General features: G+C 69.5%; 11 protein-coding genes. 5 read left to right on the top strand and 6 right to left on the bottom strand.

The features are described 5' to 3' along the window. The first annotated feature begins 61 nt into the window (after positions 1 to 61). Entirely contained in the window at positions 62 to 949 is an 888-nt protein-coding gene (locus E8A74_RS24725; RefSeq protein WP_136931527.1) for a hypothetical protein, read from the top strand. Here the strand turns inward: E8A74_RS24725 and E8A74_RS24720 are convergent, their stop codons facing one another. From E8A74_RS24720 to E8A74_RS24700, 5 genes are read right to left on the bottom strand one after another with little or no spacing between them, the layout of a single operon-like run. Further along, positions 950 to 2,245: an acetyl-CoA C-acyltransferase gene (locus E8A74_RS24720; RefSeq protein ID WP_276567971.1), complete on the bottom strand. Its 1,296-nt coding sequence runs from the start codon at positions 2,243 to 2,245 to the stop codon at positions 950 to 952. 12 nt (positions 2,246 to 2,257) lie between these two features. Further along, positions 2,258 to 3,679: a 3-oxoacyl-ACP reductase gene (locus E8A74_RS24715; RefSeq protein ID WP_136931525.1), complete on the bottom strand. Its 1,422-nt coding sequence runs from the start codon at positions 3,677 to 3,679 to the stop codon at positions 2,258 to 2,260. Then, positions 3,676 to 4,566 (bottom strand): MaoC/PaaZ C-terminal domain-containing protein, encoded by an 891-nt coding sequence (locus E8A74_RS24710; protein WP_136931524.1) that lies wholly within the window; start codon positions 4,564 to 4,566, stop codon positions 3,676 to 3,678. The genes E8A74_RS24715 and E8A74_RS24710 overlap by 4 nt, the downstream gene beginning before the upstream one ends. A 5-nt stretch (positions 4,567 to 4,571) precedes the next feature. Next, positions 4,572 to 6,497, bottom strand: a complete 1,926-nt coding sequence (locus E8A74_RS24705) for an acyl-CoA dehydrogenase family protein (RefSeq protein WP_136931523.1) — start codon at positions 6,495 to 6,497, stop codon at positions 4,572 to 4,574. Positions 6,498 to 6,501: 4 nt separating this feature from the next. Continuing rightward, the gene (locus E8A74_RS24700) at positions 6,502 to 7,140 is read right to left on the bottom strand and encodes a TetR/AcrR family transcriptional regulator (protein ID WP_136931522.1); all 639 of its coding nucleotides are present in this window, start codon (positions 7,138 to 7,140) and stop codon (positions 6,502 to 6,504) included. 185 nt (positions 7,141 to 7,325) lie between these two features. Here E8A74_RS24700 and E8A74_RS24695 point away from each other — a divergent pair, with 185 nt between their 5' ends. The 4 genes from E8A74_RS24695 (at position 7,326) to E8A74_RS55600 (ending at position 12,257) form a co-directional block, all read left to right on the top strand. Beyond that, positions 7,326 to 9,734, top strand: a complete 2,409-nt coding sequence (locus E8A74_RS24695) for a TonB-dependent receptor domain-containing protein (protein WP_136931521.1) — start codon at positions 7,326 to 7,328, stop codon at positions 9,732 to 9,734. Between the two features lie 13 nt (positions 9,735 to 9,747). Continuing rightward, a complete protein-coding gene (locus tag E8A74_RS24690; protein ID WP_136931520.1) occupies positions 9,748 to 10,593 on the top strand; it encodes a hypothetical protein in 846 nt (281 codons plus the stop codon). An 11-nt stretch (positions 10,594 to 10,604) separates the two neighbouring features. Beyond that, positions 10,605 to 11,465 carry a hypothetical protein gene (locus tag E8A74_RS24685; RefSeq protein ID WP_211365440.1) on the top strand — a complete coding sequence of 287 codons (861 nt, stop codon included), beginning with the start codon at positions 10,605 to 10,607 and terminating at the stop codon, positions 11,463 to 11,465. 189 nt (positions 11,466 to 11,654) lie between these two features. Further along, entirely contained in the window at positions 11,655 to 12,257 is a 603-nt protein-coding gene (locus tag E8A74_RS55600) for a pilin (protein WP_136931519.1), read from the top strand. Positions 12,258 to 12,260: 3 nt separating this feature from the next. On the opposite strand, the gene lon is transcribed toward E8A74_RS55600, so the two are convergent. Beyond that, on the bottom strand, positions 12,261 to 14,672 hold the full coding sequence (gene lon, locus E8A74_RS24675) for an endopeptidase La (protein WP_232379728.1): 2,412 nt from the start codon (positions 14,670 to 14,672) through the stop codon (positions 12,261 to 12,263). Positions 14,673 to 14,748 lie beyond the last annotated feature (76 nt).

Here is a 14,748-nt window from a genome sequence, read left to right as displayed (position 1 = left end):
ATGTGACACGGGTGCGCTGCCTCGCTGTAGCATGGGGCTCCCCCCGAACGCGAGGTCCCCCGTGCTCCGACGACTCCTCTTCCCCATCGCTGGAATCGGCCTCTCCCTGTTCACGATCGCCTGCGGCGGAGGCGCGCAGACGACGGGTCCGCAGACGGCCGCGGGCGTGGACGCGCCGACGACGAAGGCAAAGAAGGCCTCGTCGGATCCGAACCACGGCCGCGACAAGGAGCACCCGGTCCCCCGCTGCGGGCCGGTCGATAGCTACGCGTTCGTCTCGGAGTACACGTGCGAGGACGGCTCGCAGCCGCTCGGCGCCGATCCACGAAAAGGGCAGCGGGCGCGCTCGGGCAACGTCGGCGCGAACCACACGGGGCACATCATCGATCGGTACGTCGTCGCGTGCCCGGAGGGCGAGGTCGAGATCTTCGTCGACATGTACGGCTGTGAAGCCGCCGAACAGCGGCTCGACCAGTCGCGGGAGGCGGAAAACCCCTTTGGCCCGCCGGGCGAGCCGCTTCCGCGCGCGCGCCTTTTGGCGATCGCCACCATCTTCAAGAAGATGGCCCAGGCGCCGCTCTCGGAGGCGAGCCGCGAGCACCTCGGCAACGCGGTCGAGTGGGCCTCCGCGAGCCCTGACGTCGAGGTGACGCTTTGCCCGTGGTTCCGCGATTACATCGACGGCCCGAACCCGAAGAGCCGCTCCGGCGCGGCGACGATCCTCCTCGCCTTCACGATCGTCGGCGTCGCGGCGCACCAGATCGAGAACCCGCGCTCCGATCCGATGACCGCCCAGGTCGTGGGCTTGCGGACGGCCATCGGCGTGTATCGGGAGCTCCGGGACAACGGCAGCTTCCGCCCCGTGCCCGTCCTCGAAAAGCTCGACAAGGTCGAGTCCGAGGGCAAACTCGCGGACTGGTTCACCAAGAACGCGGATTGTGGTCCCTGATCAATCGATCCGCTCGAGCAGCGCCGCCGCTCCGAGCCCGCCCGCCGCGCAGATCCCCAAGAGCGCCGTCTGCTTGTCCAAACGAATGAGCTCGTTCGCCATCGTCGTCACCATGCGTGCGCCCGTCGCGCCGAACGGGTGACCGAGCGCGATCGACCCGCCGTGCACGTTGAGCCGCGCCGGATCCACCTCACCCACGGCCGCCGCTTTCCCGAGCCGCTCCCGCGCGAACGCCGCGCTGCCGAGCATCTTCAAGACGCAGAGCACCTGCGCCGCGAACGCCTCGTGCAGGTCCACGAGGTCGATCTCCGCGAGCGAACGCCCGGCCCGGTCGAGCACCTTCGGAATGGCGAGCGCCGGCCCCATGAGCAATTGATCCGCCGGATCGACGCCCACGTACGCCCACGAAGAAAACGCCGCCCGCGGCCGATACCCGAGCGCCCGCGCCTTCTCCTCGCTCATCAAGAGCACCGCCGCCGCGCCGTCCGTCAACGGGCTCGCGTTGCCCGCCGTCACCGTGCCGTCCTTCGCGAACACCGGCCGGAGCTTCGCGAGTTTTTCCTCGCTCGTATCCGCGCGCACGAGCCCATCGGCGTGCACCCATTTTCCTTCGCTCGTCTCGACGGGCGTCACCTCCTCGTCGAAGCGCCCCGACGCCATCGCCGCCGCCGCGCGGTGGTGCGAGCGCGCCGCGAACGCGTCCTGCGACGCGCGGGAGATCTCGTTTCGCCGCGCCATCTTCTCGGCCGCCTCGCCCATCACCTCGCCCGTCGTCCGCTCGGCGATCTTCGGCCGCGTCGGCAGGATGTCCGTGAACGGCGCGAGTTTCCCCATGGCCCCGAGGATCGCCTTGGGATCCGCCTTCCCCAGCGCCACCGGCGCGAGCGCGTGCACCACCTTTTGCGGCAGCTTGATCTCCGCGTTGCTCGTCGAATCGCTCCCGCCCGCGATCACGATGTCCGCCTCGCCGCGCTCGATCGCCGCGGCCGCGAGCGTCACCGCTTGCAGCCCCGACGCGCACGCCCGCGTCACGGTCATCGCCTCGCACGCCGGATCGAGCTCGAGGTCCAGGGCGATCTCGCGCCCCACGTTCGGCGCCGTCCCCGGCAGGATGACCCCGCCCCACACAATGGACTCGACGTCACGCCGCCCGAGGTTTGCCTTCGCCAAGAGCCCCCGCGCCGCGGCCACGCCGAGCGCGATCGTATCGAGCTTCGTGAAATCCGTGAATGCCTTGACGAACGGCGTGCGCAGCCCGTCCACGACCACCGCCCGCCGCCCCGTTTTTCCGGTCAACCCCATGTTCCCTCACGCGCCGATGAGCGCGCCTCCGCAGACCCGCACCGTCCGCCCCGTGATCCCCGCGGCCCCCGGGCTCGCGAGGAACGTGATGACCTCGGCCACGTCCTCGGGCAAACCACCTTGCCCGAGCGCGGCGAGGCGCCGCCCTGCTTCACGCACGGCCACCGGGATCGCCGCCGTCAGCCGCGTCTCGATGAACCCCGGCGCGACCGCATTCACCGTGATCCCCCGCTCGGCCAAGACCGGCGCGAGCCCCGCGACGAGCCCGAGGATCCCCGCCTTCGAGGCCGCATAGGCCGATTGCCCGACGTTGCCCGCGATCCCCGCGATCGACGACAGGCACACGACACGCCCGCCTTCCCGAAGCAATGGTTCGAGCGCCTCGTGGGTCCGGACGACCGCGCCGAGGTTCACGGCGAGCACCTCGTCCCATTGCTTCTCGCTCATGCGCCCGATCGTCTTGTCCCGCGTGATCCCCGCGTTGTGCACGACGACATCGAGCCCGCCGAGCGCCCGCACCACGTCCGCGATCCTCGCCGGCGCATCGTCCGCCCCGAGATCCACGAGCAGCGCCGTGCCATGAATCGAGCGCGCGAGCTGGCTCGTCGGCCCGTCGTCGCCGGGTCTGTCGAGACAGACGACGTGCGCCCCTTCCTCGGCGAGCCGCCGCGCCGTCGCCGCGCCGATGCCGCGCGCCGCGCCCGTCACGACCGCGACCTTCTTTTCGAGCGGCCGCACGAACGGAGGTTTGTCGCCCAGGGCCTTCGTCCGCGCATCGACGACGAACGGCTGCGCCGTGACGAACGCCGACCGCGACGAAAGCAAGAATCGGAGCACCGGCCCGAGGCGCGCCTCGGCGCCCTTCTCCACGCGCACGAGGTTCGCCGTCGCGCCCCCGCGGCCGATCTCCTTCGCCACGCTCCGGACGAACCCTTCGAGCGCGGCTTGCGCGGCCGACGCCGCGGCCCCCTTCTCGCTCGGCCTCCCGATCACGAGCACGCGGCCCGATTTCGCGAGGCGAGGGACCAGCGGGTGAAACGTCTCGTAGAGCGCGCGAAGCCCTGCGACGTCCCGGAGCCCCGTCGCGTCGAAGACCACGCCCGCGACACGCTCGTTGTCCCCGAGCGCCGCGAGCGCACGCGCGGGCCTGCCGTAGGCTTCTCCCGGCGCGGCAAACGCGGCCGCGATCGCATCCGAGCCCGTCCCATACGCATTCGCGCCCGCCGACGCGAGCGTCTCGGCGATCTCGGGCAAAAGCTCCGCGCCCGGAGGCGCGCCCACGACCATGCACAAGTCCGCGAGGGGCCTCTCCCGCCACGGTCCCCGCGCGCGCCGCAGAGGCACGGGCAGCGGAATGGGCAACCCGAGCGCATGCACGACCTTCCGCGCCTGGGCGTTCTTTCCGATCTGAAGTAACACGTCGCTCATGGCCTGATCTCCGCTTCGAAACGACCTTCGAGGTAACTGCCGCCGCCATTCGCGTCCCCCACCCAGATCCCGGAGGACGAATCCACGTACACGCCGGCCCGCGCGGGCAGGACGAGCGGGCGCGTGAATCGCACGTCGATCGTCGAAAGCCGGCTCGGATCCCCCGCGAGCCGCGCCCGGTTCAAGGCCTCCATCGCCCGCGCCAGCGTCGAGAACCCGTGCAGGATGCACGACCGGAAGCCCGCCGCGCGCGCGTACGGCGCGATCCAGTGGATCGGATTGAAATCCCCGGTGAGCTTGGCGAAATCGAGGCCCGCGCTCTCCGGGATGCGGGAAAACGCGATCTCCCGCGCCTCGGCCGGCACCGTCGGCCGCGCCTTCTTCTCCTTGCCTTCGCGTTTCTCGAGCGGAATGAACGTGCGCATCTCGGCCACGAGCGCCATGCCGGCGCTCTCCGTGCCCGTCTCGATGACCTGCGTGACGAGCGCCCGGTGGCCATCGTCGTCCACGCGATCGATCCGGGCGCGCACGCGGAGCGGCTCGTTCGCGGGCAACATCGCGCGTTGCTCGATCCGACAGCCCGCGTTCACCACGCGGCTCAGCGGATATGGCAGCACCGCGAGCGCCCGCGCCGCGAGGGGAAATCCCCATTGCGGGAACATGTGCGCCGGCAGCCGCCCGCGATACCACGCCGGATCGCCGCCCACGTGACGCACGTAATCCCGCACGAGGTCCGCGGGTCGCGGCGGGAGCTCCGCTTCGAGCCACCCACCCCGCTCCGGATCGATCCCGCTCGCCGGCCGGCGCATCACCGACGCGAGCACCGCCTGCCCCATTCCTCGCAGCACCGGGAGCTGCGAGAGCACGTGTTTCGTCGATACACCCATGGGTCTCACTCCGCGGCGACGGCCTGCTTTTCGGCTTCGGGCGCGAGCATCGCGAGGATACGCCCGCCCGTCGTGGTGATTTCCTCGTGGAGCGCGCGCGCCCGGAGCTCGGCCCGATCGAGGTACCGCTCGGCGAGCTCCCGCCGCCCCGGATGTCGTTTCGCCTGCGCGACGAGGATCTCCGCAATGGCCTCGTCCGCGAGCAGCCGGATCAGCCGCTCGGCGTGCAACATCGCGAGCGAGAAATCACGCTTCGGATCCCAGCCCTTCGTGAGCGCGTCACGCCAGCCCGCGAACGGCACGACCGAGAGCGTCCGCAGCTTGCCCGCCGCCGTGCGCGCGAGCAGGTGCTGCTGGGCCGAGAGCGAATACCCCTGCACCCGCGCGAGGCGCCGATCGAGCTCGTCTTTCCCGGTCAATGCAGAGAGCCGCGCGTCCGCGATCCGCGCGAGGAAATCACGCGGCCGCTTGATGGCGCCGATCAGCGTGTCCTTCATGGCCATGAGCGCCTGGATCTGGCTCGTCCCCTCGTAAATGGGCATCACGAGCGCGTCGCGCAGGAGCTTCTCCGCGCCGTACTCCTTCGTGTAGCCGACGCCCCCGTGGATCTGAATCGCGCGCCGGGCGATCTCCACGGCCTTCTCCGCGGCCAGGTATTTGAGCAGCGGCGTGAGCCTGCGCGAGCGCGCGCGCCATTTCGGCAGATCACGCGAGACACGCGCACGCTCGGCCGGGGCGAGCCCCGCCGAGAAGCGCTCGAAGAGCACGAGCTTCTGCGCCATCTCCTCGCTGTATGCGGCTTCCACCGCGAGCGCCCGGAGCCCCTGGATGTCCGTGCGCATCTCGTCGAGGGAATCGGCGATCATCTCGTGCCGCGCGATGGGCTTGCCCATCGAACGCCGCTCCTCGGCATACGCCTTCGCCAAACGATACGCGCCCTCCGCGAGGCCGATGCTCTCGAACCCCACGCCGAGGCGCGCGTTGTTCATCAGCACGAGCATGTACTTGAAGCCCTCGCCGCGCTTGCCGATGAGCTCACCAGGCACGTTGTCGAACGACAGCGCCGCCGTCACCGAGCCGTGATGGCCGAGTTTTTCCTCGACCCGGTCGATCGTCACGTACCGCTTGCGCGTCCCGTCCGGCAAATCGTCATACGCTTTGACGAGGAACATCGAGAGCCCGCCGAGCCCGGTGAACGGATCGTCCAGGTCCTTCGCCGCCTCGGTCCGCGCGATGACGAAATGGTACTTTCCGTGGCCCGACGTGATGAAAATCTTCTGGCCCGAAAGATACCAGCGCCCATCGGGCCCGAGCTCCGCACGCGTGCGCAGCGCCGCCATGTCGCTGCCTGCGTTCGGCTCCGTGATGTCCATGCAGCCCCAGGCGTCGCCGCGGGCGATCTCCTCGATCGCCTCGGCGAAACGCGTGGAATCGATCCGCCCGCGGGACGGGTCGAGCACCGTCGATCCCTCGTGGATCGAATACACGAGCATGGCCATCGCCATCCCGCCGTGGAACGAGTGATGCGTCATCACCGAGACATCGGCGCGCGCGATCATCTCTCCGGAGAGGTAATACAGAAGCAACGGCGCATTCAGTCCGCCGAGCTCGCGCGGCAGGCAAAGCCTGTGCAGCTCCGCCGCCTTGATCGCGTCGAAGATCTGGTTCATCGCCGGACCCGCGATCGCCTCGCCGCCTTCGAGGTGCGTGTCCTCGCGGTCGATCGCGGCGGCGCGCGTGGCGATCTGCTCGGCCGCGAGCGCGCCCGTGGATTCGGCCACTTCGCGATAGAAGGCCACGGCCTCCTGGGGCGTCTTGAAGCCGTCCTCGGTTCGATAACCGAGCTCGGTCACCTCGACGAGCGGAGCCCAGTCGACGCCTTCCTCGAAATGGAACCGCAGGTCGTCGTTGTCGGTGAAGAAATTGGCCATGGATTCACCTTTTCGGAGGGGCCCCGCCGCGCGGCCGGGCGGGGGTGAACAAGCTCGCGCGCGCGATCCGGGCGAGCTCCTTGTCGCTGCGGGCGCGCGCCTCGTCGTCGAGCGCCCCTTGCATCACGGACGCGGTCGCGACCGCGGAGATGACGAAAAGCATCACGTGCACCACGTACGTCTCCGGATCGACGTCGGCGTGGTGTTTTCCCGCGGCCTGCCCCGAGCGAATGTACCCCGCGACCGCTTCGAGCCACGGACGCACCGGCCCTCGCAAGAGCTTCCGCATCTCGGCGGGCCGATCGAGCGCCTCGCGCAGCACGACCCGCGCGCGATCTGGATCCGCGGCGAAAAACGCCGAAAGCTCGCCGAACACCGCCTCGAATCGATCCTCGCTCGCCGCCGCCGCGAGCAAGAGCCGCGGCAGCGTATCGTTCCAGTGGGCGAGGATCGCGTCGAGGACCGCCCGGCGCAGGTGCTCCTTCGACGGGAAATGATGCAGCACCGCCTGTTTCGTCAGCGAGACCTCGTCGGCCACGGCCTGCACGCTGGTCGCGTCGAAGCCCTGCGCCGCGAAGAGGCGCGTCGCCGCGGCGACAATGGCGCGCGGCACGTCGGGGTCGGAAGAACGGGCGAGAACCATCCGGTCAGGAGTTCCCTACCAGTTGGTAAGCCGTTGGTCAAGCGGCGTCTGCCGTCCCGCGTCATGGAGCCGCCGCGCCGGGTCGGACGTACGTCTGCCAGCCCATCGACCGCCGTCCCGCGAAGCCGCGAAATGGATGGCACGACGCGTAACATTCGTGCTACCAGCTCTGGACGGGATTTCGCTTGCGCCCGCGCCTCTTTCTCCCTCCGACCCTCTTCCTCCTGGCATCGCTCGTCGTTTTGCCCGCGCGCGCACACGACGAGGTCACGCCGCCGGTGCCGAAGCGCCAGCCTGCGCCCGCGTGGCCCGATGGGCGCGCCGAGGCGCACGACGTCATCGTCCCGCTTTTGATCACGGTCGGCCCCGACGGCCGCGCCGTGGCGATCGAGATCGAGGCGAGCGTCTCGCCGGCCTTCGACGCCGAGGCGATCCGCGCCGCGGCGCAGTGGACATTCGAGCCCGCGCGCCAGAGCGGCACGGCCGTGAAGGCGCGGATCCGGATGATCGCACGATTCGAGGGCAAGGCGGAGGTTCCCCCGGACAAACCGGCGAACCAACCGGCGCCCGGCCTCCTGGATCCACCCCCGCATCCGCATCCGCACCCTCCGCCGCCGCCTGCTCCGCCTCCGATTGCCGTGACCGTCCGTGGCGAGGGGCCGCCGCGCAGCGCCTCCGAAATCGTCCAGAAGCGCGACGTCCTCACGGCGGCCCCGCACCGCACGGCGAGTGATCTTCTGCGCGTCGTGCCCGGCGTCTTCACCACGCAGCACGGCGGGCAGGGCAAGGCGCATCAGATCTTTTTGCGCGGCTTCGACGCGGCGCACGGGCAGGACATCGAGCTCCGCGTCGCAGGCGCGCCCGTGAACGAGGTCTCGAACGTCCACGGCCAGGGATATGCCGACCTGCATTTCGTGATGCCCGAGGTCGTGAAGAGCGTCCGCGCCAAGGCCGGGCCCTACGACCCGAGGCAAGGCGATTTCGCGATCGCAGGGACCATCGAAATGGATCTCGGTCTGGCCGAGACAGGTTTTTCCGCGTCCCTCGGCCTCGGCACCTACGGCGAGCGACGCCTCTTCCTCGCCTATCGGCCCGCGGGCACGACCGAAGCGACGTTCGGGGCCTTCGAGGCGCAAAGCACCGACGGATTCGGCCCCTCCCGCGCCGCGCGCCGCGCCTCGGCGATCGCCCAGCACGTCATTCCCCTCGGCGCGACCCTCTCGGCCCGCGTCATGGCCTCGGCCTATGCAGCGCGCTTCTCCTCGGCGGGCGTCCTCCGCCTGGACGACGTCGAGCGTGGCCTCGTCGATCGATTCGCGACCTACGACGCGCGCCAGGGCGGCGATTCGACGCGTCTCCAGGTCGTGCTTTCCCTCGACCACGACGACGAAGACGGCAAAGCGCGCTTCTCCTTCACGCCCTACATCACCCTGCGTGGCCTCCGGCTCCGCGCGAACTACACGGGATTCCTCCTCGACCCGATCGACGGCGATTCGCAGCAGCAGATCCACGAGGCGACGACGTTCGGCGTGTCCACCCATTACCACCGCAAGACGCCGCTCTTCTCCCCGGAAGACGCCCTCGAAATCGGCGTCCAGGCCCGCGGCGACCTGATCGAGCAATCCCAGCGCCGGCTCTCGGTCATCACGGATCGCGTGATGGACACCCTCGTCGACGCCCGCGTCCGCGCGGCCGACGTCGCCGGCTACGTCGACGCCTCGCTCCGGCCGCTCCGCCGCGTGGTGATCCGCGGCGGCGTGCGCGTCGACGGGCTCTTTTATGGCGTCACGGACCTCGCCGCGGGCGAAGGCGCGGGCACCGCACGCGCGGCCATGGGCGCGCGCGTGGGAGGAAAAGCGACGGTCGACGTCACCTTGCTCCCGGGCCTGCACGCGGTCGCGAGTTATGGCGACGGTTTTCGTTCTCCGCAGGCCCGGACCCTCGGCGACGGCGAACGCACGCCCTTCACGACCGTGCGCTCCTTCGAGGCCGGCCTTCGTTATGCCGACGGCGAGCGCACGCGGGCGAACCTCGCTGTCTTTCACACCCGCCTCTCCGACGACCTCGTCTTCGACGAAAAGGCGACCGCCTACGAACGCGTCTCCGCCACGCAGCGCACGGGCTTTGCGCTCGATTTCGTCCTCCGCCCACGCGCGTGGATCGTCGAGAGCGGCAGCGTCACGTACACCCGCGCATCCTTCACAGCGGGCCCCGATATCGGCACGCTCGTCCCCTACACGCCCCAGCTCGTCGCGCGCACCGACGTCGCGCTCACGCCTCGCCTCGCACGCCTCTTCGGTCGTGATCTCGTGGGCAAGATCGGCGTGGGCCTCGCGTACCTCGGCGTCCGGCCCCTGCGCTTCGCCGAGTTTGGCCGGGACATCTTCCTCGCCGACGCCACGCTCGGCGCCAGGCTCCGCGAGGTCGAGATCGAAATCGACGTTTACAACCTGCTCGACGCGAAATGGTACGACGGCCAGTTCACCTACGCATCGAGCTTCACCCGCGGCGCGGCGCTCTCGCTCGTGCCGCTCAACCACGTGACGGTGGGCGCGCCGCTCACCTTGATGGGCACCTTGTCCCTCCACATCTAGCAGCGAGCAACAGATGAAGCGCTCGATGGTTCGTATGGGTCTCTCCTCCGCCGCCGGTGTTTTCCTGGTCGGCCTCTCCCTCGCCGCGGGCGCGCTCGCCTCCGCCTGCGGACCCGCCGAGACCACGAGCGGCAAGCGCGTCGCTTTGCAGACGCGTATCGTCGCCGACGACGGGATCGACGCGCCGTTCGTCAATGCCTACGGTTGGTCGATCCGCCTCTCGCTCGCCGCCGTCTCCGTCGGCCCTCTCTATTACTTCAATGGCGCGCCGATCTTCTCGGCCTCCGCCGCGCCTCTGCCCCCACGCGACCGCTTCGCGCGATTCCTCGGCCTCGGCCTGGCCCACGCGCACCCCGGCCATTACCAGGCCGGCGACGCGATGGGGCAGGTGCTCGTCTCGTCCTCGGTCGACCTCGCGCAAGGCCCCGCGGACCTCCCGCCCGGCGACGGCGTGACGGGCCTCTATCGCTCCGGGCGCTTCTCCTACGAGCCCGCGCCCGTGGGCGATGCGAAGGACACGCTCGCGGGGCACGTCGTCGTGCTCGAAGGCGAGGCGCAAAAGGACACGCTGACGCGAATCTTCCGTGTCGAGGCCGACGCTGCCGACGTCCTCGACGCCTATGGCGAGCCGCGCCTCGAAGGGTGCGCCTTCGAAGGCGCGCCCGACGTGCAAAACGACGGGACCATCACGATCCACGTCGCGCCGAGCGTATGGCTCGATCAGGCCGAATTCGACGCGGTTCCGGAGAGCACGGACGGTTCGCCCGTGGTCCTGCCGCGGGACGGCGTGGCCTTCCGTGCGATCACGCGCGGCTTCAAAAAAGGGGCCGCTGTGACCTTCGACTATTCGACACCTTGAGGAGAAAACACATGAAGACTCTGTTTGGCATCACGCACCTTTGCCTCGCCGCCGCGCTCCTCGCCGGCTGCGGCGCCGACGAGACCGCGGGCACGGGGGACGTGGTGTTCACGACCTGGGGCGAGGGGTACATCGAGGAGGAGATCCCCGCGTCCGCATTCGAAGACGGCTGGGCGATCAAATTCTCGAAGTTTCTCGTCGTCCTCGGCGGCGTGCGCATCGCCGACGATTCCAACGCTCCTGGCCTCGAGGTCACCACCACGAAGCTCGTCGATCACGTAGCCCCGGGGGTCAAGCCGCTCGCCACGTTCGCGAATCTCGAGCCCAAGCCCTGGACGAAGGTGAGCTTCGAGATTCGCCCCGCGGCGGGCGATACCGAGCTCGGCGACGGCGCGACCGCGGCCGACCTCGACGCGATGAAGCAAGGCAAATACGCCATCTGGGCCGAGGGCGAGGCCACGCAGGGCGCCGTGAAAAAGACGTTCCGCTGGGGCTTCGGCGTGCCCACGATGTACGCCGAATGCAAGGGCGAGAAGGACGGCCGCGAGACGCACGGGGTCCTCGTCACGAACGGCGGCACCGACAACGTCGAGATCACGATCCACGGCGATCACCTGTTCTACGACGACCTGCAATCGCCGAACGCGAAGCTGCGCTTCAACGCCCTCGCCTCGGCCGACACGGACAACGACGGCGAAATCACGCTCGCCGAGCTCACCGCAAAAAAACTCGTGGACATCGATCCCGCCGACGGCGCCTATGGCACGGGCGCGGTCGACGTGAACGACCTCGGCGCGTTCGTCACGGACCTGTCCCGCACCGTGGGGCATTTCCGCGGCGAAGGCGAGTGTATCGCGACCGATCCGAAATGACCCTTTCCCCCTGACGGAAAAGGGCACCCCCGCGACCACGGAGTGACGATTTTCGTCACCGGAACCTTGACGCATCCCGGCATACGCCGGCCCTCCGCTCCGCATTTTGGCATCGAAGCCCAGGATCCAGAGCGATGCGTGCATGGCACGTCACGTGCTTGTCGCGCGCTCCCCAGGGGAGCGAAGAACATGAAGCGGCGGAGGGAAGGGCGAGGCTTCACCCTGGTCGAGCTGATGATCGTGGTCGCCATCGTCGGCGTCCTGGCATCCCTCGCCATCTTCGGCGTGCGGCGTTATCTCGCCGCGGCGAAGGTCGGCGAGGCCAAGCAGACCATCGGCGCCATTGCACGTGCCATTGCGATGCTCACCGAACGCTCGGTGAAGAGCGAGGTCCTCCCCCTCGGCGGCCTCTCGGAGTCGAGCCTCACGACCTGGTGCCCCGAATGCGGCGGCACCATGCTCTGCGTCACGCCGCAGAGCGTCCCCGCGGCCCGGAAATACCAGCCCGAGAACTTGAACGGCAAGGACTTCGACCAGTGTTGCTGGCGCTGCGTCCGCTTCGGCCTCGATGACCCCACGTATTACCAGTATCGGTATTCCGTGGGTCAGGCCTATCTCGGACCGCCCCTCGGCGGGCCCGACCCCGGCACCACGGGCGTCGAGATCGCCGCCGTGGGCGACCTCGACGGCGACGCGTCCACGAGCATCTTGACCCTGACCGGCACGCGCGAAGCCCCCACGGGTCAGTTCCGCTTCTCCACGCAGGTCTTCGTGTCGAACGAGCACGAGTGAGAATCACGCCGCCCGCGGCGTCTCCACCTCCACCGGCCAGGCCGCCGCAGGCGCCGCGCGCAGCGCAATCGCGAGCACCTCGTCGAGCGTCTCGACGAAGTGGAAATGCAGCGACCGCAGCACCTCCTCCGGGAGATCTTCGAGCTCGGCCTCGTTGTCCCGCGGCAGGATGATCTCGGGAATGCCCGCCCGGTGCGCGCCGAGCACCTTTTCCTTCACGCCGCCGATCGGCAAGACCCGCCCGCGCAGCGTGATTTCCCCGGTCATCGCGACGTCCCGCCGGACCCGTTTGCCCGAGAGCGCCGACACGATCGCCGTCGCCATCGTCACGCCCGCGCTCGGCCCGTCCTTTGGAATCGCGCCGGCGGGCACGTGGACGTGGATGTCCCGCCCCTCCAGCCGCTCGCGCGGCACGCCGAGCGCCGCGCCGTGCTCGCGCGCATACGTGAGCGCCGCGCGCCCGCTCTCTTTCATGACGTCGCCGAGCTGCCCCGTCAGCACGAGCTCGCCCTTGCCGGGCACGATGCTCGCCTCGACGTGCATGATGTCGCCCCCCTCCTGCGTGTAATACATGCCCGTGGCGACGCCGAGCTCGTCTCGATCGAGCGCGGTCGTGGGCCGCATCCGCGGGCGCCGGAGGAGCGCGCGGACGTCCGCCACCGTGTCGACCCGCACCCGCTGCGCCGCGCCCGTCGCAATCCGATGGGCCGCTTTCCGCGCCAGGGAGCCGATGGCCCGTTCGAGCTGCCGCACGCCCGCCTCGTGCGTGTAGCTCGTGATGATGTCGAGCAGCGCCACGTCCGACACCACGAGCTGCTCCTCTTCGAGCGCGCACTCGCGCTGCTGCCGCGGCAAGAGGTATCGACGAGCGATCTCGAGCTTTTCGATCTCCGTGTATCCGGGGAACGTGATCGTCTCCATGCGATCGAGCAGCGGCGCGGGGATGCCCTCGCGCAGGTTCGCGGTGCACACGAAGAGCACCTCCGAGAGATCGAAGGGCAAACCCAGGTAATGGTCGACGAACGTCACGTTTTGCGCCGGATCGAGCACCTCGAGAAGCGCCGCCGCCGGATCACCCTGGTACGAGACGCCGAGTTTGTCGATCTCGTCCAGTGTGAAGACGGGGTTTTTCGAGCCCACGCGCCGCATGCCCTGGAGGATGCGGCCCGGCATCGCGCCGACGTACGTGCGCCGGTGCCCGCGAATGTCGGCCTCGTCGCGCGCGCCGCCGAGCGAGACGCGGATGTATTTGCGCCCCATCGCCCGCGCAATGCTCTCCGCGATGCTCGTCTTTCCCGTGCCGGGCGGCCCGAGGAAGAGCAGGATCGGCCCGCGCGCGGCCCGCTGCGCCCGCTCGGGCGCCGAGATCTGTCCCTTCAGGCGCAATTTGATCACGCTGAGCAGCTCGAGCACCCGGTCCTTCACGTCGCCGAGGCCGTAATGGTCCTCGTCGAGGATCCGTCGCGCCATTTCGAGATCGACGTGGTCGTCCGTCCGCCGACTCCACGGCAAATCGCCGACCCATTCGAGCCAGCTCGTCACGACCTGCGCCTCGGGCGAGGTCTCGCGGCTCATCCGCCGCAGCCGCCCGAGCTCGCGGCGCACCTCCTCGCGCACCTCGATCGGCAGGTCCGCCGCGTCGATCTTCTTCTCCAGCCGATCCGCGATGCCCGCCTCGTCCTCCTCGCCGAGCTCTTTCTGGATCGCCTTGAGCTGCTCGCGCAGGTAAAGCTCGCGCTGCCGCTCGCCGAGCTCCTCCTGCACCGTCGTCCGGATTTTCTCCTGCGTCTCGGCGATCCCGATCTGCCGGTGCAAATGCACGGTGAGCGCGCGCAGCCGCTCGACGGTCCGGAGCGTCTCCAAAAGCCCTTGTTTCTCGGCCACCGGGAGGTCGAGGTAAAACGCGACGTGATTCGCGAGCGCGCTCGGGTCCTCCACGCCGCCGAGGAACTGCTCGAGCGCCTCTTTCGGCGCCCCGCGGCGCTTGCCGTACTCGATCGCCCGCTCGCGCACCTCACGGGCGAGCGCGAGCACGACCGCCTCCTCGCCCGGGCGCCGAGGCAGATCCGCGAGCTCCACACAAGCGGCGCGCAGGATCCCGTCCTCGGTGACATAACGCAGCGCCGTGGCACGGCGCTCGCACTGCAAGACGAGCGAGAGCCCCGTCCCCAGCCGCTGGACCTGGGCGATCCGCCCGATCACGCCGACCGCGAACAGACTGCTCTCCGTCGGCTCCTCGGAGGTGTCACGCTGGGCGACGGCGAAGACGCGCTTGTCCTCCCCGTCGGCGCGCAGCGCTATCTCGACCGCTCGCAGGGTCTTCAGCCTTCCTGCGGTGATCGGCGTCGCGAGACCGGGAAACAGCACGGTGTCGCGCAGCGGGAGGACGGGCAAGGTGAACCGTTCGGCCATCATTTCCCCCGGGATTCGGTGGTCCAATCGATGTCTGCGAGGGCCGTGCCATCGGGGACGTCACCGATCGTCCACCGAG

This window comes from Polyangium fumosum (genome assembly GCF_005144585.1).
Lineage (GTDB): Bacteria > Myxococcota_A > Polyangia > Polyangiales > Polyangiaceae > Polyangium > Polyangium fumosum.
Note: the sequence above shows the minus strand (reverse complement) of the source record. Positions and strands in the feature narration are given on the sequence as shown.

What these genes read in the sequence shown, in the direction of transcription:
- E8A74_RS24715 (WP_136931525.1), bottom strand. Translation starts at nt 3,679, where the DNA reads ATGAGCGACGTGTTACTTCAGATCGGAAAGAACGCCCAGGCGCGGAAG.
- E8A74_RS24710 (WP_136931524.1), bottom strand. Translation starts at nt 4,566, where the DNA reads ATGGGTGTATCGACGAAACACGTGCTCTCGCAGCTCCCGGTGCTGCGA.
- E8A74_RS24705 (WP_136931523.1), bottom strand. Translation starts at nt 6,497, where the DNA reads ATGGCCAATTTCTTCACCGACAACGACGACCTGCGGTTCCATTTCGAG.
- E8A74_RS24700 (WP_136931522.1), bottom strand. Translation starts at nt 7,140, where the DNA reads ATGGTTCTCGCCCGTTCTTCCGACCCCGACGTGCCGCGCGCCATTGTC.
- E8A74_RS24690 (WP_136931520.1), top strand. Translation starts at nt 9,748, where the DNA reads ATGAAGCGCTCGATGGTTCGTATGGGTCTCTCCTCCGCCGCCGGTGTT.
- E8A74_RS24685 (WP_211365440.1), top strand. Translation starts at nt 10,605, where the DNA reads ATGAAGACTCTGTTTGGCATCACGCACCTTTGCCTCGCCGCCGCGCTC.
- E8A74_RS55600 (WP_136931519.1), top strand. Translation starts at nt 11,655, where the DNA reads ATGAAGCGGCGGAGGGAAGGGCGAGGCTTCACCCTGGTCGAGCTGATG.
- lon (WP_232379728.1), bottom strand. Translation starts at nt 14,672, where the DNA reads ATGATGGCCGAACGGTTCACCTTGCCCGTCCTCCCGCTGCGCGACACC.